Source organism: Streptomyces melanogenes, from assembly GCF_014649795.1.
Classification (GTDB): domain Bacteria; phylum Actinomycetota; class Actinomycetes; order Streptomycetales; family Streptomycetaceae; genus Streptomyces; species Streptomyces noboritoensis.
Map to the genome: position 1 here is coordinate 25258 of NZ_BMTS01000043.1, position 18343 is coordinate 43600.

Consider the following 18343-nt stretch of genomic DNA (forward strand, 5'->3'; position numbering starts at 1 on the left):
TCGGAGGCATTGTTACGTTCCCATCACATCGCCATGGACGGGTCATCATCTGCGCTGGCGAACGTGAAGCACATGAGCTTTCTCGGGATGAACAGAACCAACGGGATAAACCGGCGCAATGCCCGCGTATCTGTCGCAGCGCGCGTCATCGCTCTCGTGGCCGTGCCCGTCATCGCCTTCTGCGGCGCGTGCGGCGGCGGGGACGACAGCGCCGGTGCGGGCACGAAGGGCGACGCGATCGCCGACGTGCCCGACGCGCCGGTACCGAGCACGTCCAAGGGGGAGAGCACGCGGCCCGCGGGCAAGAGCGCCTTCTACGACGCCCAGCTGAAGTACGTCCAGTGCATGCGGGTGAAGGGCGGCTACAAGGACTTCCCCGACCCCAAGCTCAGCGGCTATCTGGACTGGGCGAAGGTCAACGCGATCGGCGCCCAGCCCGGCCGCAACGACGGCATCAAGGGCGGCAAGAACGGCGCGTGCGTCGGTGAGCTCCAGGCCGCCATGAACGCCGAGCCCAAGCGCGACCAGCAGCAGGCGTACGAGTCGATGCTCGCGCACGCCCAGTGCATGCGGGACAACGGCGTCTCCAAGTTCGCCAACCCCACCATGAGCGGCGGCAACGCCCAGCCCGGCGGCGACCCGGATCCGACGTCCCGCTCCATCGACACCGAGTCGCCCTCGTACAAGCAGGCCCGCAAGGCGTGCGAGTCGAAGCTGCTCGACGGTCTGGACGGCATGCAGTGACGCGCCGCACCGCCCTCCTCGCGCTCGGCGCGGCGGCCGTCGCCGCGTCGGTCACCGGGGGAGCCCTGCTCTTCGGCGACGGCGGCGACGCGGGCGCCTCGGCTCAGGGCAGCGATCTGCCGCCCGCCACGGCGAAGGTCGTCCGCACCGACCTCGTGCTGTCCAAGACGGTCGACGGCAAGCTCGACTTCGCGCAGCGCCGCGCCGTCAAGTCCGCCGTCGAGGGCACGGTCACGGTGGCCGCCGCCGAAGGCAGGACGGTCAAGCGGGGGCAGGCGCTCTACGAGCTGAACGACAAGCCCGTCACCCTCCTCTACGGCCCCGTCCCGATGTTCCGCGAGATGAAGGCGGGCGACCGGGGCGGCGACGTCCTCCAACTGGAGCGCAACCTGCGCGAGTTGGGGTACGGGGCCGGGCTCTATGTCGACACCGAGTACGACAAGTACACCGAGGCCGCCGTCAAGCGGTGGCAGAAGTCACTGAACCGGGAGAGCACCGGCAGGGTGGGCAAGGGCGATGTCGTCTTCCAGCCGGGCCAGGTCAAGGTGGTCACCGCCGACGCGGCGCTCGCCGACCAGGTCGCCCCGGGCGGGACGGTGGTGACGATCGGCGCCACCCAGCCCGTCGTACGGGCGCAGCTGGAGCAGACCGACGGCGCGCTCACCTCCAGGAACACCAAGGTCGAGGTCACCCTGCCGAGCGGGAGGACCGCGGCGGGCCGGGTCGCCGGGACCGTGCGCCCCGAGGGGCCCGAATCCGGGAGCGGCGCGAGCGCGGCGCAGAAGGGCATCACCGTGGAGATCGCGCTGGACGGCGGTGCGGGCGCGGTGTCCGGCGAGGACGCCAAGGCGTCGGCGAGCGTGAAGTTCGTCAGCGAGGCGCGCAAGGGAGTCCTCGCCGTCCCCGTCGAGGCGGTCGTCGCCCTGCGCGGCGAGAACGGCGGCTACGGCCTCCAGATCGTCCAGGGCGCCACCTCGAAGATGGTGCGGGTCGAGACGGGGATGACCGCCGACGGGCGGATCGAGGTCTCGGGTCCGGACGTGCGCGAGGGCGCGCTGGTCGGAGTGGCGGCGTCATGACACGGCTCCCCGTGATCGAACTGCGGGACGCCACCAAGGCGTACCCCGGCGGCGTCCACGCCCTGCGCGGAGTGAACCTCACCGTCGCAGAGGGCGAACTGCTCGCCGTCGTCGGCCCGTCCGGCTCCGGCAAGTCCACCATGCTCAACGTCATGGGCACCCTCGACCGGCCCACCTCGGGGACCGTGAAGGTCGCCGGGTACGACGTGTCCGAGCTGTCCGACGCCCGGCTCTCCGCACTGCGCGCCCGCCACATCGGCTTCGTCTTCCAGCACTTCCATCTGGCGGCGGGGCGCGACGCGGTGGACAACGTCGCCGACGGGCTGCTGTACGCGGGCGTACCGCTGAAGGAGCGGCGCGCGCGGGCCCGGCAGGCGCTCGCCGGGGTGCGTCTGGACCACCGGTTCGCGCACACGCCCAACGAGCTGTCCGGCGGCGAGAAGCAGCGCGTGGCCATCGCCCGCGCCTTGGTGGGCGAGCCCCGGCTGCTGCTCGCGGACGAACCGACCGGTGCGCTGGACACCGCGTCCGGCGAGATCGTCATGGAGCTGCTGCACGAGCTGAACGCCTCCGGCACCACCGTCTGTGTGATCACCCACGACCACGCGATCGCGGACTCGCTGCCGCGCCGGGTCCGCTTCAAGGACGGCGAGATCGTCTCGGACTCCCGATCCACGCCGCTCACGGGGGACGCCCGCCGATGAACAACGACCCCAAGAACGACCCCAAGTCCACCGACAGGCCCTCCGACCTCAAACCCTCCCGCCTCACCCCCGGGGACATCCTCCGCGTCGGCGCCGTCGGCCTGGTCGCGCGGCGGGCGCGCGTGGTGCTGTCCGCGCTCGGCATCGCCATCGGCATCGCGACCATGGTCGCGGTCGTCGGCCTGTCCGAGTCGAGCCGCGCGGACCTGATGGCCCGGCTCGACCGGCTCGGCACCAACCTCCTCACCGCCGAGGCGGACGACGACGGTACGGGCCGGCCGGTCAAGCTCCCCAAGAACGCGGTCGCGATGGTCGAGCGCATCGGCCCGGTGCGGCACGCCACGGCCACCGCCGACGTCGACGCCCGCGTCCGTCGCAGCGCCCTGGTCCCCGAGGAGCGCACCGCCGGTGTCACCACCCAGGCGGCCCGCCTCGACCTGCTGTCCGCGCTTGGCGGCGAGGTCGCCAAGGGCGGCTGGCTCACCGAGGCGGGCGAACGCCTCCCGACGACGGTCCTGGGCGCGGTGGCGGCGGACCGCCTCGGTATCACCCGCACCGGCGAGACGATCATGATGAACGACGTACGCGTGGTCGTCGTCGGCATCCTCGAGCCGATCGAACTGGTCCCCACCCTGGACCGGGTGGCCCTGGTCGGATTCCCCGCCGCCGAGCGCTACTTCGGCTTCGACGGCCACCCCACGACCGTCTTCGAGCGGTCCACGGACGCCTCGGTGGAGGACGTACGGGCGGTGCTCGCCCGCAGCATCAACCCCGGCAGCCAGGCGGGCATCAAAGTCTCCCGCCCCTCGGACGCGCTCGCCGCCAAGGCCGCCACCGACGAGGGCCTGACGACCCTGATGCTCGGCCTGGGCGCGGTGGCCCTCCTGGTCGGCGGGGTCGGCGTCGCCAACACCATGGTCATCTCCGTCCTGGAACGCCGCCAGGAGATCGGCCTGCGCCGCTCCCTGGGGGCCACCCGGGGCGCGATCCGCCTCCAGTTCCTGACCGAGTCGCTGCTGCTTTCGGGGCTTGGCGGGGTGACGGGCGCCCTGCTGGGCGCGACGGCGACGTACGGCTTCGCCCGGGCCCAGGGCTGGACGACGGTGGTCCCGCCCTGGGCCCTGGCGGGCGGCCTCGCCGCCACCCTCCTGATCGGCGTGCTCGCGGGCCTCTATCCGGCGATCCGCGCCTCGCGCCTGCATCCAACGGTGGCGTTGCACGCGGCGTGAAGGGGTAGGGCCGGGCTATTCGGCTTCCGTCAGTGCGCGCCCGATGTGGTCGCCCAGCCGGGGCAGCCAGTCGGGTTGGGCGTTGCCGAGGAGGTGGTCGCCGTGGGGGACGGACAAGTAGGTGCCACGGGGAGCCAGTCGGGCCAGTGACTCGCCGTTCGCCACCCCGGGGATGACGTCCTGGCCGCCGTCCACGACCAGGAGCGGGGCCGCGATGCGGGGTGTCAGGGCGGCGAGGTCCACCTGGCGGACGAACGCGCGGGCCGCGTCGGGTCCGCCGGTGCGGCGGGCCATGATGTCCCGTACGGGCGGCGGCAGTTGGTCCCAGTCGAGGCGGAAGGGGCCGCTGACGGTCGCCGCGACCGCCACACGCGGCTCCAGCGCCGCGGTCCGGGCCGCGAAGTAGCCCCCCAGGCTCATGCCGACGAGCCCGATGCGGGCGACGCCCAGGGCGTCGACGACCCGGCCCACCACCTGCTCGTACTCCGGCGTGAAGGTCGTCGTGGCCGCGAGCGCGCCCTGTCCCGGGCCGTCCATCGCGAACACGGCGAGCCCTCGGGCCAGCAGCGCGGACACCAGACCGAGGAACTCCTCCTTGGCCGAGTCCAGGCCGGGGACGACGACCACAGTGCCCGGCGCGTCGGCGGGGCCGCGCAGCCAGCCCGTGAACGCCTCGCCGCTCACGCGCCGGGCGCCCGGCTCCAACAGCGTCAGCGCCCGGCCCAAGGCGTGGTCCGCCTCGGCGGCCGCACGGTCGGCCTCCGCGTACGGCGCCAAGGTGGCCAGGTGGAACCACCGAGCCGCCGTCAGCAGGAACTCGCCCGCCGACACGGACGATCCCGCGCCTGCCGCGCGGTCCAGATAGGCCCGTCCGGTGCGTACGAAGGACGGGCCCCAGCCGGCGACGGAGGCGAGCGCGTCGGTGACGCGACGGTACTCGTGGGGGTCGACGCCCGCGCCGGTGGCGCGCGTCCACTGCGCGGCGGCGAAGGCGGCGGCTTCCGTGGTGGAGGATTGCGTGGGGAGGGACTGCGTGGCGGGGGATTGCGTGGCGGGGGATTGCGTGGTGCTCATCGTGCACCGCCCGTCACCAGGACGGCCTTGCCGCGTATCCGGCGTTCGCGCAGGTCGACCAAGGTGTCGGCGGTCTCCGTCCAGTCGGCGGTCCGGCCGATCTCCGGGTGCAGCAGGCCCCGTTCCACCAGGCGCACCAGGGCGGCGAGGTCGGAGCCGTAGGGGGCGCCCGCGTAGTGGAAGTGCTGGATGGTGACCCGCTCGGGCCCCTTGAAGAGCTCGAAGAAGTCGAGGGTCACCGGGCTCCGGCTCGCCTGCCCGAACCAGACGAGCAGACCGCCCGGGCGCACCTTCGAGAGGGCGACCGGCAGATCCGGCCCGCCCGTCGACTCCAGCACGACGTCGAACGGCCCCTGGGCCGCCGCGACCTCGTGCACCACCCGGGCGCCCAGCTCCGCGAGGCGCTCGCCGCGCACCGGCGTGGCCGTCACGGCGGTCAGCTCGGCCCCGGCCCCCACGGCCAGCTCGGTGACGTAGTGGCCGACACCGCCCGAGGCGCCGGTCAGCAGCACCCGTCGCCCGGCCAGGGAACCGGCCGCGCGCAGCAGCCGCAGGGCGGTGATCCCGGCCAGGGGCAGGGCCGCCGCCCGTACGCTGTCGACGCTGTCGGGGAGCACCGCGAGGGAGTGCGTGGGCACGGCGGCGTACTCGGCCCAGCCGCCGAGCGCCGGATGCCCGACCACCCGGGCGCCGATGCCGGGGCCCGAGCCGTCGGCCGCGGCCTGCACGACGAGCCCCGCGACGTCCTTGCCGGGCAGCAGCCCCGGCCGGGGGTGTTCGAGGAGGAACGTCTCGCCCCGGTTGGGCGCGAACGCCTCGACCTTGATCAGTGCCTCGTCGGGCCGCGGTACGGGCTGGGGGACTTCGGCGAAGGCGACCGGGCGCGCGGCGTCCCCGGTGGGAATCAGTCTCTGCATGCCGAGCATGCAACCTCGCCGGTCACCCCGTGATCCAACAACGCATACGCGCGACCGACAACCTTTGGTTGTCACCTATGGTGGGAGCCGTGGATCTCGACATGGCGCAGGTACGTGCCTTCGTACGCGCCGCCGAGGAGCTGCACTTCGGCCGGGCCGCCGCGACGCTCGCCATCTCGCAGCAGGCGCTCTCCAAGAGGATCGCGCGGCTGGAATCCCTGCTCGGCACCGAGCTGTTCCGGCGCGACGGCAGCGGTGTCCGCCTCACCGAGGCCGGACAGCGTTTCCTTCCACCGGCCCGGCAGGCGCTGGCCGCCGCCGACGCGGCCGTGGCGGCGGCGGTCGGGCAGGACCGCCCGCTGCGGGTGGACGTCTGGGGCCACCTCTACGCGCCGATGCGGACGCTGGCCCAAGTCGCCGGGCAGGCGGGGGAGTTGGTGCTCGGGCACGGCCGCGATCTGCCGTCGGTGACGGCGGCGCTGCTGCGCGGCGACATCGACGCCGCCTTCGGCCGGGTCCACCCTCCGCTGCACACGGGCCTCGCACACCGCCTCGTCCGCCTCGAACCGGTGGACGCCGTGCTCAGCGCGAGCCATCCGCTCGCGGCCGAACCGGCGCTGCGCCCCGAGCAGTTGCGCGGCAGTGTGCTGTGGGCGCCCGGTGCGTTGGACCGGCTCGACTTCCTCCACCAGTTCGCCGAGCGGTTCGACATCCGGGACCGGGCCGCTAGCGTCAACCTGGGGCTCGGCCACTTCCTCACGGAGGTGGCCGACGACCCGCGGCGCTTCTCGCTCCTGCCCGCCGACGTACCCCTGCCGTCGGTCCCCGGGCTGTGCTCCGTTCCCCTGGTGGAACCCACACCGCTGTACGCCTGGTCACTGCTGTGGCGTACCGGCGGCGGACACCCGGGAGTGGACGGCCTCACCGCCGCCTGCGCGGCGGAGGCGGCGCGGAGCCGGTGGCTGGAGTACGACCCGGCGCACGACTGGCTGCCCGAACCGCCCGCGCGCGGCGAGCGGAACTGAGGTTCAGGCGCGGCGGCCGGTGAAGATGCCCCAGCGCAGATGCCCTCGGTGGGCCGCGTCCACCCACAGCGGCAGATTGGCGAGCAGACCGTCGACGTACGCCGGGCTGATGATCTGGCGCAGTTCGTGCTTCCGTCGGCTGGTCTCGGCGGTGAGGCGTTCGTAGTGGGTGAGGATCTCGCCGCTGCGGTCGTCGAAGTCGGTGCGGGTCAGGCCGAGTCCGGCGAGCGTCTGGCGGTACAGGTTCGGGGTGGCCAGGGCGTCCACGCCCAGGCGGGACACGGCGGGGCGCAGGGTGCGGACGGGGACGTCCTCGGCGGCCATCAGATCGGTGAAGACGAGAGCCCCTTCCGGCTTGAGGACGCGTACGGCTTCGCTGAGCAGCCGGGTGCGGTCGCCGCTGTGGCAGAACGCCTCCTGGGACCAGACGACGTCGAAGCGGCGGTCCGGGAAGGGGATGTCGTGGAAGGACCCCGTGACGACCTCGATCCGGTCGCCGAGACCGCGCTCGGCGTTCGTGGCGCGGTGGCGCGCGTTCTGGGACTCGCTGAGGTTGAGGGCGACGACGCGGCACCCGAAGCGTTCGGCCAGATAGCGGGTGGCGCCGCCGTAGCCCGATCCGAGGTCCAGCACCGTGCTGTCCGCGGTGAGCAGGCCGCTCACCTTGTCCGCGGCCAGCTCGACCGTGCGGCGCGAGGCCGTCGCGATCGACTCCTCGTCATGGGTGTAGATCCCGGTGTGGATGTCCTCGCCGCCCCACACGGCGTCGTAGAACGCGTCGACGTCGGCGGTGTCGTAGTAGCTGCGGGTCGCCTGCTCGGAACTCGATGCGCGGTCGTACGGCATGGGTGGTGCTCCTTGTGCCAGGTGCCGGTGCGGTCGGTGCTGCTCGGAGACCACCTCAACGTACTCACCGCCGCCGTCACAGAGCGCGAACAAGCCAACCGGTGGCGTAGTCGTGGCGCGGGATCCGAAACGAATGCGCCGCCACCGATGAGTTCCCCACTCTCCCGCCGTCTTACTGGAGCAGACTGCAACCGCGACGTATCCGGGAGGACATCATGAGGAAGATCACGGCGGGTGTTTTCATCTCGCTCGACGGCGTCGTGGAGGCGCCCGACCAGTGGCACTTCCCGTACTTCAACGACGAGATGGGCGCGGCGGTCGGCGCGATGCTCGCCGATGCCGACACCGTGCTGTTCGGCCGCAAGACCTACGACGGCTTCGCCGGGGCGTGGCCGGAGCGCGAGGCGGCGGGCGGCGAGGACGCGGGCTTCGCCAAGATGCTCGGCGACGCACGCAAGATCGTCGCGTCGAGCCGGAAGCTGGACTTCACCTGGCGGAACTCCGAGCAGCTTCAGGGCGACCTCGTCGACGCCGTCACCGCCCTGAAGAACGAGCCGGGCGGCGACATCGCCCTCAGCGGCTCGATCTCGATCATCCGCCAGCTCCTGGCGGCCGGACTCCTGGACGAGCTGCACCTGCTGGTGCACCCCCTCGCCGTACGCAAGGGCCTGCGCCTGTTCGACGAGGGCGAGCCGTCGATCCCGCTGAGGCTGATCTCTTCGGAGGCGTTCCAGACGGGCGTACTGAACCTGGTCTACGGCCCGGCCGAGCAGAAGGCGGAGGGCACGTACGAGGACGCGAAGGCCCACATGCCGCCGACCGAGTAGTAGTGATGCCGGGGCCGTGCCGCCCGGTGACGTTCCGGTCCGCAGGCCCTCTAGAGCGGGGGCACCAGCTTGAAGTAGCGGTCGAGGAGTGAGGCGTCGCCGCGGACTTCCAGGGTGTCCAGGGGGATGCGGTGCCAGAGGAACAGCATCAGGTCCGAGGCCGTGGCGGTCAGTTCGACGTCGCAGCAGCCGCTGCCCGCGTTGAGCAGGACCTCGTCGGGGTCGGTCTGCACGATCCAGATGAGGGAGCCGTCAGACTGCCTGAAGCGGATCCGCTCGCCCGCTCCGGGCGGCGCCTTGCGCCAGGCTCGGCGGGCGGGGGCCATCACTTCGAAGGTGTGGGTGACGGCGTCCATGGCCAGCTGCCTGTCCATCGGCCCGGGAGCGCCGATGGAGTTCTCCGCGTCCCAGCGGTGCACGGCCGCCTCGATGGTCTGCATCCGCTGCCAGAACCCGACGGACTGCTCCCGCGACCAGGTCCACACCTGCTCGGCCGGATCGCGGGTGGCCAGCAGGTTCCCCAGCGCGGTGGCCCCTTCCCCGAACCAGTCAATGAGGTCCGGCGGAAGTGGTCCGCGGTGCGGGGTGTTCTCCGGGTGCGGCCAATTCGCGCGTACGGGGGGAAGGTTCAGGTAGGAGGGGTCGACTGGTTCCGGCTGCTGCTGGTGCCTCTCGGCGATTACCGCGGTCACGTAGCGGTGCACCGAGCCCAGGTGGAACGTCAGGTCGGCCATCGACCAGCCGGGGCAGGAGGGCACCAAGGCCACCCGGTCGTTCCCCGCTTCCAGCGACGCCGTACGGATCGCGGCGTCGAACGCCTCGATCTCGCGGCGGAACTGCGCAACGTAGTCCATGGCCCATAGTCTTGCGCCTCTCCCCACGGGCACAACCACGCGTCGGACGCGCCCTGTTCACGGATGGGCTGAGGGCGGCGCCCAGGCCGCCTCGGCTGCTCGCGCGGTGGCGTAGGTGGGGAACACCCGGTCGAGGCCGACGATGTGGATGATGCGGCTGACGCGGGCGGGGACGGCCGCCAGGGCGATGCCCGCCCGGGCCGCGAGGGCGTGGTTGCGGGCGGCGAGCAGGACCGTGATGCCGCTGGAGTCGCAGACGGTGATGCCGCTCAGGTCGATGACCAGTTGCTGGCCCGCCCCGAGCGCCAGGCCGGGCAGGAGCGCGCGTACGTCGGGGGCGCTGGCGTGGTCGAGTTCCCCGGCCAGTTCGATGACGGGCCCGGCGGGGGTGGTGCGGGTGCGGACGGTCAGCTCGGTCACTGCTGCTCTTCACTGGGGGGTCGGGGCACGCTGATGGCGAGGACGGCCGTGTCGTCGTCCACTCCGGTGCCGAAGGTGTCGAGCAGGTCGCGGACCGCGGCGACGGTGTGGGCGGCGGTCGTCGGACCCAGGGCCCGGACGAAGTCGAGGAGCGCCTCGTCCCCGTAGCGGTCGCCGTCGCCGAGCTGCGCGGTGTGGGCTTCGGTGAGTCCGTCGGTGTGGAGCAGCAGGGTGTCGCCGGGGTCCAGACGGACGGTCGTGGTGGCGATGTGCGCGTCGGGCAGGACGCCGATCAGCTGCCCTCCGGGCGTGGGCAGGAAGTCGGCGCTGCCGTCGGCTCGTATCAACAGGGCCGGCGGGTGGCCGCCGCTGGCCAGGGTGATACGGAAGCCGTCCCGGTCGGCGTCGGGGGTGAGCAGCCCGAAGACGACGGTGCAGAACCGCGGGTCGGTGCCGTTGTACTCGTGGTTGAGGACCGTGTTGAGGTTGCTCAGGACGGCGGCCGGGTCGGGGTCGTACACGGCGGCGGCGCGCAGGGTGTAGCGGGCGAGCGACGTGATGGCCGCGGCGGTGGCGCCCTTGCCGCACACGTCGCCCAGGAACAGCCCCCACGTACCGTCGGTGAGGGGGAAGAGGTCGTAGAAGTCGCCGCCGACCTTGTCCGCGGAGGCGATGTGGTAGTGCGCGGCGACGTTCAGACCGGGCACGCTCACCAGAGCCGGGGGCAGCAAGGTCTGCTGCAGGGTGGCGTTGAGGCGTTTGAGTTCCTCGCGTTCGCGCTCCGCCTCCCGGCGGGCGCGCAGCAGCTCGGTCTCGTACGCGCGGCGGTCGCGGGCGTCGAAGACGGTGGTACGGATGAGCAGCGGCTGCCCGTCGCCGCCCGTCTTGACCGTCGAGGTCACCAGCACCGGCAGTCGGCTGCCGTCGGCCGCCTTGAGCTCCAGGGCGATCCCGCTGACCTCGCCCTGCATGCGCAGCAGGGGAGCGAAGTGGGTCTCGTGGTAGAGGCGGCCGCCGGCCGTGAGTAGGTCGGAGAACGTCCTGCGGCCCACCACGTCGCCGCGGGCGTGGCCCAGCCAGTCCAGCAGCGTCGTGTTGATCTTCGCGATCGTGCCATCCAGGAGGGTGGACAGATAGCCGCACGGCGCATGCTCGTACAGGTCCTCGGCACTGTCCTCCAGCAGGGCCGCGAACGCGGCGTCGTCACCCGGCTGCTTCCCGGGTGCCCGGTCCCCGCCGCTGTCGCCGCCGTCGGCCGGGCACATCAGTGGCCCGCTCGCGCGAAGTCGGCGATCGCGGCAGCCGTCTCCTCGGGGGCGGCGAGCTGCGGGCAGTGCCCGGTCGCGTTCAGCGTGACCAGCCGGCTGCCGGGAATCCGCGCCTGGACGAAGGCTCCGACCTCCGGGGGCGCGATCGCGTCGCTTGAGCACTGCGCGACCAGGGTGGGCACGGTGACCTCGGCCAGGTCCTCGCGGTTGTCGGACAGGAACGTCACCCGGGCGAAGACGCGGGCGATGTCGGGATCGGTGCGGCAGAAGCTGTTGGTCAGCTCCTCGCCGAGTTCCGGGCGCTCCGGATTGCCCATGATCACCGGCGCCATGGCACCCGACCAGCCCAGGTAGTTCGCGTCCAGCGACTCCAGCAGCTCATCGATGTCCTCGGCGCTGAACCCGCCCCGGTAGCCCGTCGCGGGATCGTCGACGAAGCACGGCGACGGGGCGAGCAGGACCAGCCCGGCGAACGCCTCCGGCTTCCGCGCCGCCGCCAGCACGCCCATCATCGCGCTCACCGAGTGCCCCACGAACGTCACCGGCCCGAGCGCCAGCTCATGGCAGATCTCCAGGACGTCCTCGGTATACCCCTCCAGTGAGGAGTAGCGCTCCCGGCTCCACGCCGACAGGTCCGAACGCCCGGCTCCCACATGGTCGAAGAGCACCACGGTGAAGTCCTGCTCAAGCAGCGGTACCACCAGCCGCCACATGTTTTGGTCGCACCCGAACCCGTGCGCCAGCATCACCACCGGCCCTCCGTCCCGGCCGGTCACCGTCACATGATTCCTGCCGCGCACGGTCATACGGCACATCCTCGCAGACTGGCCCACGGCCTCGGAGCAGGTCGCTCCGGTCAGGGTCCGGTGGCGCCGCCGTGGGCCCCGTCGACGTTCGCGGAGCCCGGACCGGCCTGCCCGCTGCTCGGCCGGCGCCTCGGCGGCTCAGTTGTCGACGAAGGTGAGGCTGGTGGAGTCGTAGCGGGTGCCGGCGATCTGCTCGGACGGGGCGGCGGCCTCGATGGCGGCGAGGTCCTGCGGGGACAGCTCGACGGTCAGGGCCGCGAGGTTCTCCTCCAGGTAGCGCTGGCGGCGGGTGCCGGGGATCGGCACCACGTCCTGGCCCCGGTGCTGCACCCAGGCCAGGGCGAGCTGCCCGGCGGTGACGCCCTTCGCCGTGGCCAGTTCGTTGAGCTTCGCCACGATCGCCAGGTTGCGTTCGAGGTTGCCGTCGGCGAAGCGCGGCTGGCTGCGCCGTATGTCGGTGGCCTCCAGCTTGTCGACCGAGCTGTACTGGCCGGTCAGGAAGCCGCGGCCGAGCGGGGAGAACGGGACGAGGCCGATGCCGAGTTCACGGCAGACCGGGGCGATCTCCGCCTCCAGGTCGCGGGTCCACAGCGACCACTCGCTCTGCAGCGCCGCGATGGGGTGCACCGCGTGCGCCCGCCGGATGGTCTGGGCACTGGCCTCGGACAGCCCGAGGTGGCGCACCTTCCCCTCCCGTACGAGCTCGGCCATCGCGCCGACGGTCTCCTCGATCGGCACGGACGGGTCGACCCGGTGCTGGTAGTAGAGGTCGATGTGGTCGACCCCGAGGCGCCGCAGCGACGCCTCGCACGCCTGCCGTACGTAGGCGGCGTCCCCGCGGATGAGGGTGGGCTCGCCCAGGCTGTTGGCGAAGCCGAACTTGGTGGCCAGCACCACCTCGTCGCGGGGACGCCCGGCGATGGCCCGGCCGATCAACTCCTCGTTGTGGCCGGAGCCGTAGTAGTCGGAGGTGTCCAGCAGGGTCACGCCGAGGTCGAGGGCGTGGTGCAGGGTGGCGATGGACTGGGTGTCGTCCGTGGTGCCGTAGCCGTGGCTCATGCCCATGCACCCCAGGCCCTGCGCCGAAACCGCCAGGCTGCCCAGGTAACGGGTGGGAACGGTGGTCATGTTGCTGCCTCCTGAACTCGAAACGATCTGTTCAGGACGCTAGGTGCTGGAGTGCACTCCAAGTCAACCGGGTTCGGACGCATGGGGTTTGTCGTGCGGCGGATCGGGTCCGCCCGCCTCGTCCGACGATCGGACGAAGCGCTCCGCTCGTGTCGCCTGCCGCCGAGTGTCGTTGTGTGAGTGAAGCACTTCCGCTTCGTCGTCCGTTGTCCAACAGGGGATCAATAATACGTCTTATCCGTCCGTTCGCCGTCGCTCTCGTCGGGCTGAGCTTCGCCCTGACCGTCCCCGCGAAGGGCCCGTTCACGTTCCAGAGGGGGGGCCGGCCGTACTTCGTGGAGAACCTGCCGGACGGCAAGTGCTTCACGATGTCCCAGGCGGCGTCCAGCCCCCACAACGGGACGGGCTCGGCGGCGACCGTCTTCGCCGGCAAGCAGTGCAAGGGCAAGGCCACGAAGATCGCCGCCGGCCAGCAGGGTCCGAAGGGGCTGCGCTTCTCCAGCGTCCGGTTCGGCTGACGGCGAGGGGCCGGACAGGCCGGCCTGTCAGTTGGGCATCGCCCAGACCTGGTTGGCCTGGAGGTGGCCGCACGTCCAGGTGTCGAGTTTGGTCAGGTCGGCCGTGCCACCCCCGTACACATCGAGGCACAGCCCGCTCGCGGCACTGCGGACTGTGCCGTCGGGGTTGGCGTTCCACTGCTGGGCCGTGGTGCCCCTGCACGTGGCCAGGGTGACGGGGCTGCCGGCGGTGGTGTTGCTCGCGGTGAGGCACTTGCCGAGTGAGCGCAGGGTGCGGTCGGTGCCGGTGGTCCAGCGTTGGTTGGGGTTGCCGGTGCAGGTGTAGAGGATCACCTGGGTGCCGTCGGCCGTGCCGCTGCCGGTGACGTCCGCGCACTTGGCGCCGTTGCCGGTGAGCTGGCCGGTGGGGACGGCGGCGCCGCAGCCGCTGCCGGGGGTGAGGCGCCAGACCGCCGTGCCGTGGGCGGGGACGGTCGCGGCCAGGCTGCCGCTCACCGTCGAGGTGGCGCCGGTCCACAGGTCCTTGGCGGTCACCGTGCAGCCCGGCAGGCCCACGTCGGCGAGCGTGGTGGTGAGGGTGCGGGCGGTCGCGCTCCGGTTGAGGACCGCGACCGCGCGGTCCCCGCCCGCGAGCGGCCGGGCCAGGACGTCGGTGCTGCCGTCCGTGGACACCACGCCCGCCTGCCGGCCGAGGCTGTCCTGGTCCACCTTGATCAGTTCGGTGTTGCCCAGCGCGGACCGGGCCGCCGGGGTGAGCTGGGAGACGTCCGAGGAGAGGATGAGCGGCGCGGCCATCATCGACCACAGGGCGACCTGGCTGCGGGACTCGTCGTCGGTGAGCCCGCCCGCGCCCGCGATCAGGAAGTCCGGGTCGTTCCAGTTGCCCGGCCGGGCGTACCGGCCGATCCAGCGGTTGTAGCCGTAGTTGGCGAGCACGCTGGACCAGCGGCTGGTGTTCGGATGCGCGGGATCGTAGGTGGCGATGTCCCAGCCCTCGCGCCAGAGCTGGCCGTCCGAGCCGACCCAGGACAGCACGTCGAACCAGGTGGGGTTGCCCCATTCGCCGCTCTGGAAGTACGCGGGCGCCGACTCGGAGAACACGATCTCGCGGCCCGAGCCGCGCAGCGCCGCCGCCTGGGCGTCGTACGCCTGCCGGTAGGCCTGCTCCTGCGTCTGGCCCGGGGCCACGTACAGATTGCAGCCGTCGAGCTTGAGGTAGTCCACGCCCCAGGAGGCGAACGCGGCGGCCTCCTGGGCGAAGTGGTCCGCGCCGCCGCCCTGGGGCCGTCCGCTGCCGGGGTAGCCGCCGCAGGTCGACGAGCCCGCGTCCTCGTAGATCCCGAACCGGAGCCCACGGGCGTGCAGGTACTGGCCGAGCCAGGCCATGCCGTGCGGGAACTTGACCGGGTCGGCGACGAGGTTCCCGTCGGCGTCCCGCGACCGGGTCGTCCAGCAGTCGTCCACGGTCACCGTGGTGTATCCCTTGGCGGCGAGACCGGTGGAGACGAGCGCGTCGGCGTTGGCGGTGACGGTCTGCTCGGTGACGCCGCACTGGTAGTGGGCCCAGTCGTTCCAGCCCATCGGCGGGGTGGGGGCGGGTACTTGGGCCGCTGCGGGGAGGGCCTCGGGGGACGCGTGCGCGGCGGTCGCCGTGGCGAGCGGCAGGCACAGCAGAGCTGCGGCGACGGCGCTCAGAGCGGTGCGTATACGGGGGGAACCTGGGGGGCGTGGCACGGGGAGCTCCTCTGTGGTGAGAAGGGGACGTGCGGCCGGGCGTGATTGATGGTGCATCGTAGCGCGGAGTTTGAAGCACCTTCAATCACCGTGCAGGCAGCTTGAGTTGAGCATGGCCGGGTGCGTGCGGAGGTTCCGAGGTGCGCGTCCTGAAGGCGCCATGTTTGATTACGTGCACTCTTGACGCTTCTTGATCGATTAATTACGTTGCGGCGCAGCACGGCGGAGAGACGGATGCCCTTCCGCTCGCCTCATGTGCCGCCGAACGCCTCATGACCCGCCCGCAGTCCGCCCGTCGCCCCGGGGAGTACGCATGCACCGACGCACCCTGCTGGTCGCCGCCGCCCTGAGCCCGGCGGCCGCGCTGGCCGTCTCCGGCGGGCGCGCCTCCGCCGCCGGGCACACCTTCGGCTTCTCCGCCGACGGCTCGCAGTTCGTCCTCGACGGCGCCGTGTTCCAGATCCGCAGCGGCGAGATGCACCCCGCCCGCATCCCCGTGCAGTACTGGCGCCACCGCATCCGGATGGCCAAGGCGATGGGTCTCAACACCGTCGCGCTGTACGTCATGTGGAACTACCTCGAAGAGCGGCCCGGCGTCTTCGACCTCGCCACCGACCGGCGCGACTTCGCCGCCTTCATCCGGCTCTGCGCGCAGGAGGGCATGTACGTGCTGCTGCGCCCGGGCCCGTACGTCTGCGGCGAATGGGACCTGGGCGGGCTGCCCTCGTACCTCCTGAAGAAGCCGTCGGTCCGGCTGCGGGTGAACGCGAGCCAGGACCCGGACTACATGGCGGCCGTGGCCCGGTACATCAACGCGATCGCCCCGGTCATCCGGCCGCTGATGGCCGTCAACGCCGGCCCGGTCCTGATGGTGCAGATCGAGAACGAGTACGGCTCGTACGGCAGCGACGGAACCTATCTGGAGCAGCTGCGCCAACTGTGGCTCGGGGCAGGGGTGGAGGGGCCGTTCTACACCCAGGACGGGCTCGGCCAGGTCGTGGCGAACCACACCAACGTCACCGGCGGGGCGATCGGTCTCAGCGGCGGGACCTCCTCGGACATCAGATCCTGCCGCACGGCGTACCCGAAGGTCCCGGCGATGTCGGGGGAGCTGTACCCGGGATGGCTCACCCACTGGGGCGAGGGCACGTTCGCCGGGCAGGACACCGACCTCTCCGGGGCGCTGCGGGACCTGATGAACGCCGGGCAGTCGTTCAACGTCTACGTGGTGCACGGCGGCACCAACTTCGGTTACTGGGCCGGTGCCAACGCGAACGACGACGGAAGCGGCTACACCGCCGACATCACCACCTACGACTACGGGGCGCCGATCACCGAGCAGGGGCGGCCCGCGCCGAGGTACGCCGCGTACCGCTCGCTCATCGGCGGCTATCCGGGTGTCTCACTGCCGCCCGTGCCGGAACCGGTCCCCACCATCACGCGTAGCGGAAGCGACGCGCCGATGCCGAGCGCCTACGCGTCGCTGTGGGACAACCTGCCCGCCGCGCTGCCGCCCGCGCAGACCGTCGCGCCGCAGCCCATGGAGAACTACGGGCAGAACTTTGGGTTCATGCTCTACCGCAAGGTCCTCTCCGGGTACGCGGGAGGCACGCTCGACGTCACCTCCGTCCACGACTACGCCACGGTCTTCCTCGACGGCGCCTACCAGGGCGCTATCTCCCGTCCGGCGGTGCCCTCGGCGTACGCCACGCCGTTGAAGGTGACCACCGGCTCGCGCCTCGTACTCGGGTCGGCGGGCGCAAGGCCCACATTGGACATTCTCGTCGAGGGCATGGGGCGCACCAATTTCGGCCACGGCCTGGTCGACCGCAAGGGCATCACCCAGCAGGTCTCCCTCTCCGGCGCGGGCCCGCTCAACGGCACGGTCAGCGACTGGCAGACCTACGCGCTGCCTATCGACGAGGCGTTCGTCGCGGCCCTGCGTCCGAAGATCAGCGACCCCGGCCGCGCGGGCATCTTCTTCCGCGCCACGGTCACCCTCGCCGAGACCGGCGACACCTACCTCGACATGTCCGGCTGGACCAAGGGGGTCGTGTGGGTGAACGGACACAACCTCGGCCGGTACTGGTCCATCGGACCCCAGCAGCGCCTGTACTGCCCCGCCCCGTGGCTCACCGTCGGACAGAACGAGATCCTCGTCCTCGACCTGCACCAACTGCGCCCGCAGCCCGTCCCGTTCCGGGCGACCCTCGTCGAAACCCCCTGCACTCTCACCAACCGGCGCAGCGGCAAACTCCTCGACGTACCGGACTGGTCAACCGCTTATGGTGTGCAGCTGAACCAGTGGGGTGGCAACGGCGGTGCCAACCAGCAGTGGCGCCGTACCACGGCCGCCGACGGGACCTGCACCTTGGCCAACGTGCACTCGGGCTTGCTCGTCGACATCCAGGGAAACGCGTCCGCCGACGGCACACCGGTCATCCAGTGGCCCGCCAACGGCGGCGCCAACCAGCGGTGGCGGCCGGTGCCCACCAGCGACGGGTACGTGAAGCTGGTCAGCGTCAGCACCGGCAAGGTGCTAGGGGTGGCGGGAAGCGCGACCGCCGACGGCGCGAAGATCGTCGAACAAACCGACACGGGGGATTTCAGCCAACAGTGGCTCATCGCGTCACCGTGACCGTATGGCGGTATGAAGCAGTGCGGACTGATTGCTTCCTGCCGCAGACGGAGGTTCGCGCCGTCCCGCGAAGGTGCAGTCGTCACATACTCAACGCCCGCTGGCGTGCGGGGAGTTGTACGCCTGCCCTCTGTCGCGCCGCCGCGCCGTGGCACACCTCCGGACGCGCAGCGCTGCCCGCCGAGGGTGCGCTTGACCCCGCCGCCGCCCCGCACCTAGCCTGCCGAGGGTGCGCTAAAGGGCATTTCGGCTGACTCATGCATGGACCGGCGGTTCGCCGAAGCCCTGGAAGCCGGCAAGTGAACGCGCTTTGACCTTCACCTCTTTGTGGCCGTCCTGGGCCGTCACCCCGTGTGGGCCCCGCCACGACGACAGCGCCGTCACCCCCCAGCCGAAGGAGATCGGCATGGACGCTGAGCCCATTGCCTTAGGCCGTGTGTCGAAAGTGGATCTTGAGCGTTGGATGATCACGGTTCATGGGACGGGGAGATCTCACGGACGAAGAGTGGGCGGTGCTGGAGCCGTTGCTGCC

The 18343-nt window shown here is 71.6% G+C and carries 18 protein-coding genes; 8 read left to right on the forward strand and 10 right to left on the reverse strand.

All coding sequences use genetic code 11. The annotated features are described in order from the left end of the window. Positions 1-87: 87 nt before the first annotated feature. Genes IE252_RS40495 through IE252_RS40510 form a run of 4 tightly spaced genes read left to right on the forward strand, consistent with a single transcriptional unit; the run spans position 88 to position 3756 of the window. Positions 88-744, forward strand: a complete 657-nt coding sequence (locus IE252_RS40495) for a hypothetical protein (RefSeq protein WP_190094514.1) — start codon at positions 88-90, stop codon at positions 742-744. Then, positions 741-1823, forward strand: a complete 1083-nt coding sequence (locus IE252_RS40500; protein WP_190094515.1) for a peptidoglycan-binding protein — start codon at positions 741-743, stop codon at positions 1821-1823. Before IE252_RS40495 ends, IE252_RS40500 begins: the two co-directional genes overlap by 4 nt. Beyond that, on the forward strand, positions 1820-2527 hold the full coding sequence (locus tag IE252_RS40505) for an ABC transporter ATP-binding protein (RefSeq protein WP_190094516.1): 708 nt from the start codon (positions 1820-1822) through the stop codon (positions 2525-2527). Before IE252_RS40500 ends, IE252_RS40505 begins: the two co-directional genes overlap by 4 nt. Then, the gene (locus IE252_RS40510; RefSeq protein WP_190094517.1) at positions 2524-3756 is read left to right on the forward strand and encodes an ABC transporter permease; all 1233 of its coding nucleotides are present in this window, start codon (positions 2524-2526) and stop codon (positions 3754-3756) included. The genes IE252_RS40505 and IE252_RS40510 overlap by 4 nt, the downstream gene beginning before the upstream one ends. A 15-nt stretch (positions 3757-3771) precedes the next feature. On the opposite strand, the gene IE252_RS40515 is transcribed toward IE252_RS40510, so the two are convergent. Both IE252_RS40515 and IE252_RS40520 read right to left on the reverse strand, forming a co-directional pair. Continuing rightward, the gene (locus IE252_RS40515) at positions 3772-4830 is read right to left on the reverse strand and encodes an alpha/beta hydrolase family protein (RefSeq protein ID WP_190094518.1); all 1059 of its coding nucleotides are present in this window, start codon (positions 4828-4830) and stop codon (positions 3772-3774) included. Further along, complete coding sequence (locus tag IE252_RS40520) at positions 4827-5747, reverse strand: zinc-binding dehydrogenase (protein WP_190094519.1); 921 nt, start codon at positions 5745-5747, stop codon at positions 4827-4829. The genes IE252_RS40515 and IE252_RS40520 overlap by 4 nt, the downstream gene beginning before the upstream one ends. Before the next feature lie 89 nt (positions 5748-5836). On the opposite strand from IE252_RS40520, the gene IE252_RS40525 reads away from it, so the two are divergent. Continuing rightward, positions 5837-6772 carry a LysR family transcriptional regulator gene (locus IE252_RS40525; protein ID WP_190094520.1) on the forward strand — a complete coding sequence of 312 codons (936 nt, stop codon included), beginning with the start codon at positions 5837-5839 and terminating at the stop codon, positions 6770-6772. Between the two features lie 3 nt (positions 6773-6775). On the opposite strand, the gene IE252_RS40530 is transcribed toward IE252_RS40525, so the two are convergent. Beyond that, complete coding sequence (locus IE252_RS40530) at positions 6776-7618, reverse strand: class I SAM-dependent methyltransferase (RefSeq protein WP_190094521.1); 843 nt, start codon at positions 7616-7618, stop codon at positions 6776-6778. 215 nt (positions 7619-7833) lie between these two features. Between IE252_RS40530 and IE252_RS40535 the strand changes: the two genes are divergently transcribed. Continuing rightward, a complete protein-coding gene (locus IE252_RS40535; protein ID WP_190094522.1) occupies positions 7834-8445 on the forward strand; it encodes a dihydrofolate reductase family protein in 612 nt (203 codons plus the stop codon). Positions 8446-8495: 50 nt separating this feature from the next. Here the strand turns inward: IE252_RS40535 and IE252_RS40540 are convergent, their stop codons facing one another. The 5 genes from IE252_RS40540 to IE252_RS40560 all read right to left on the reverse strand — a co-directional run bounded on the left by IE252_RS40540 (position 8496) and on the right by IE252_RS40560 (position 12921). Further along, a complete protein-coding gene (locus tag IE252_RS40540) occupies positions 8496-9299 on the reverse strand; it encodes a maleylpyruvate isomerase family mycothiol-dependent enzyme (protein WP_190094523.1) in 804 nt (267 codons plus the stop codon). Between the two features lie 57 nt (positions 9300-9356). Then, positions 9357-9719 carry an STAS domain-containing protein gene (locus IE252_RS40545; RefSeq protein WP_190094524.1) on the reverse strand — a complete coding sequence of 121 codons (363 nt, stop codon included), beginning with the start codon at positions 9717-9719 and terminating at the stop codon, positions 9357-9359. Then, on the reverse strand, positions 9716-10984 hold the full coding sequence (locus IE252_RS40550; RefSeq protein ID WP_190094525.1) for a SpoIIE family protein phosphatase: 1269 nt from the start codon (positions 10982-10984) through the stop codon (positions 9716-9718). The genes IE252_RS40545 and IE252_RS40550 overlap by 4 nt, the downstream gene beginning before the upstream one ends. Then, a complete protein-coding gene (locus IE252_RS40555; RefSeq protein WP_190094526.1) occupies positions 10984-11793 on the reverse strand; it encodes an alpha/beta fold hydrolase in 810 nt (269 codons plus the stop codon). The genes IE252_RS40550 and IE252_RS40555 overlap by 1 nt, the downstream gene beginning before the upstream one ends. A gap of 138 nt (positions 11794-11931) precedes the next feature. Continuing rightward, a complete protein-coding gene (locus IE252_RS40560; RefSeq protein WP_190094527.1) occupies positions 11932-12921 on the reverse strand; it encodes an aldo/keto reductase in 990 nt (329 codons plus the stop codon). 206 nt (positions 12922-13127) lie between these two features. Here IE252_RS40560 and IE252_RS40565 point away from each other — a divergent pair, with 206 nt between their 5' ends. After that, positions 13128-13439 carry a hypothetical protein gene (locus tag IE252_RS40565; RefSeq protein ID WP_229849120.1) on the forward strand — a complete coding sequence of 104 codons (312 nt, stop codon included), beginning with the start codon at positions 13128-13130 and terminating at the stop codon, positions 13437-13439. Between the two features lie 27 nt (positions 13440-13466). Here the strand turns inward: IE252_RS40565 and IE252_RS40570 are convergent, their stop codons facing one another. Next, positions 13467-15173, reverse strand: a complete 1707-nt coding sequence (locus IE252_RS40570; protein WP_229849121.1) for a ricin-type beta-trefoil lectin domain protein — start codon at positions 15171-15173, stop codon at positions 13467-13469. A gap of 313 nt (positions 15174-15486) precedes the next feature. Here IE252_RS40570 and IE252_RS40575 point away from each other — a divergent pair, with 313 nt between their 5' ends. Further along, positions 15487-17811, forward strand: coding sequence for a beta-galactosidase (locus IE252_RS40575; RefSeq protein WP_190094529.1), 2325 nt, complete (start codon positions 15487-15489; stop codon positions 17809-17811). Positions 17812-18066: 255 nt separating this feature from the next. On the opposite strand, the gene IE252_RS40580 is transcribed toward IE252_RS40575, so the two are convergent. Beyond that, a complete protein-coding gene (locus IE252_RS40580; protein ID WP_190094530.1) occupies positions 18067-18219 on the reverse strand; it encodes a hypothetical protein in 153 nt (50 codons plus the stop codon). Positions 18220-18343 lie beyond the last annotated feature (124 nt).

Excerpts from the sequence above, each read along its gene's own strand:
- IE252_RS40495 (WP_190094514.1), top strand. The coding sequence starts at position 88 with ATGAACAGAACCAACGGGATAAACCGGCGCAATGCCCGCGTATCTGTC.
- IE252_RS40505 (WP_190094516.1), top strand. The coding sequence starts at position 1,820 with ATGACACGGCTCCCCGTGATCGAACTGCGGGACGCCACCAAGGCGTAC.
- IE252_RS40510 (WP_190094517.1), top strand. The coding sequence starts at position 2,524 with ATGAACAACGACCCCAAGAACGACCCCAAGTCCACCGACAGGCCCTCC.
- IE252_RS40515 (WP_190094518.1), bottom strand. The coding sequence starts at position 4,830 with ATGAGCACCACGCAATCCCCCGCCACGCAATCCCCCGCCACGCAGTCC.
- IE252_RS40520 (WP_190094519.1), bottom strand. The coding sequence starts at position 5,747 with ATGCAGAGACTGATTCCCACCGGGGACGCCGCGCGCCCGGTCGCCTTC.
- IE252_RS40530 (WP_190094521.1), bottom strand. The coding sequence starts at position 7,618 with ATGCCGTACGACCGCGCATCGAGTTCCGAGCAGGCGACCCGCAGCTAC.
- IE252_RS40535 (WP_190094522.1), top strand. The coding sequence starts at position 7,834 with ATGAGGAAGATCACGGCGGGTGTTTTCATCTCGCTCGACGGCGTCGTG.
- IE252_RS40540 (WP_190094523.1), bottom strand. The coding sequence starts at position 9,299 with ATGGACTACGTTGCGCAGTTCCGCCGCGAGATCGAGGCGTTCGACGCC.
- IE252_RS40550 (WP_190094525.1), bottom strand. The coding sequence starts at position 10,984 with ATGTGCCCGGCCGACGGCGGCGACAGCGGCGGGGACCGGGCACCCGGG.
- IE252_RS40555 (WP_190094526.1), bottom strand. The coding sequence starts at position 11,793 with ATGACCGTGCGCGGCAGGAATCATGTGACGGTGACCGGCCGGGACGGA.
- IE252_RS40560 (WP_190094527.1), bottom strand. The coding sequence starts at position 12,921 with ATGACCACCGTTCCCACCCGTTACCTGGGCAGCCTGGCGGTTTCGGCG.
- IE252_RS40575 (WP_190094529.1), top strand. The coding sequence starts at position 15,487 with ATGCACCGACGCACCCTGCTGGTCGCCGCCGCCCTGAGCCCGGCGGCC.
- IE252_RS40580 (WP_190094530.1), bottom strand. The coding sequence starts at position 18,219 with ATGCCGATCTCCTTCGGCTGGGGGGTGACGGCGCTGTCGTCGTGGCGG.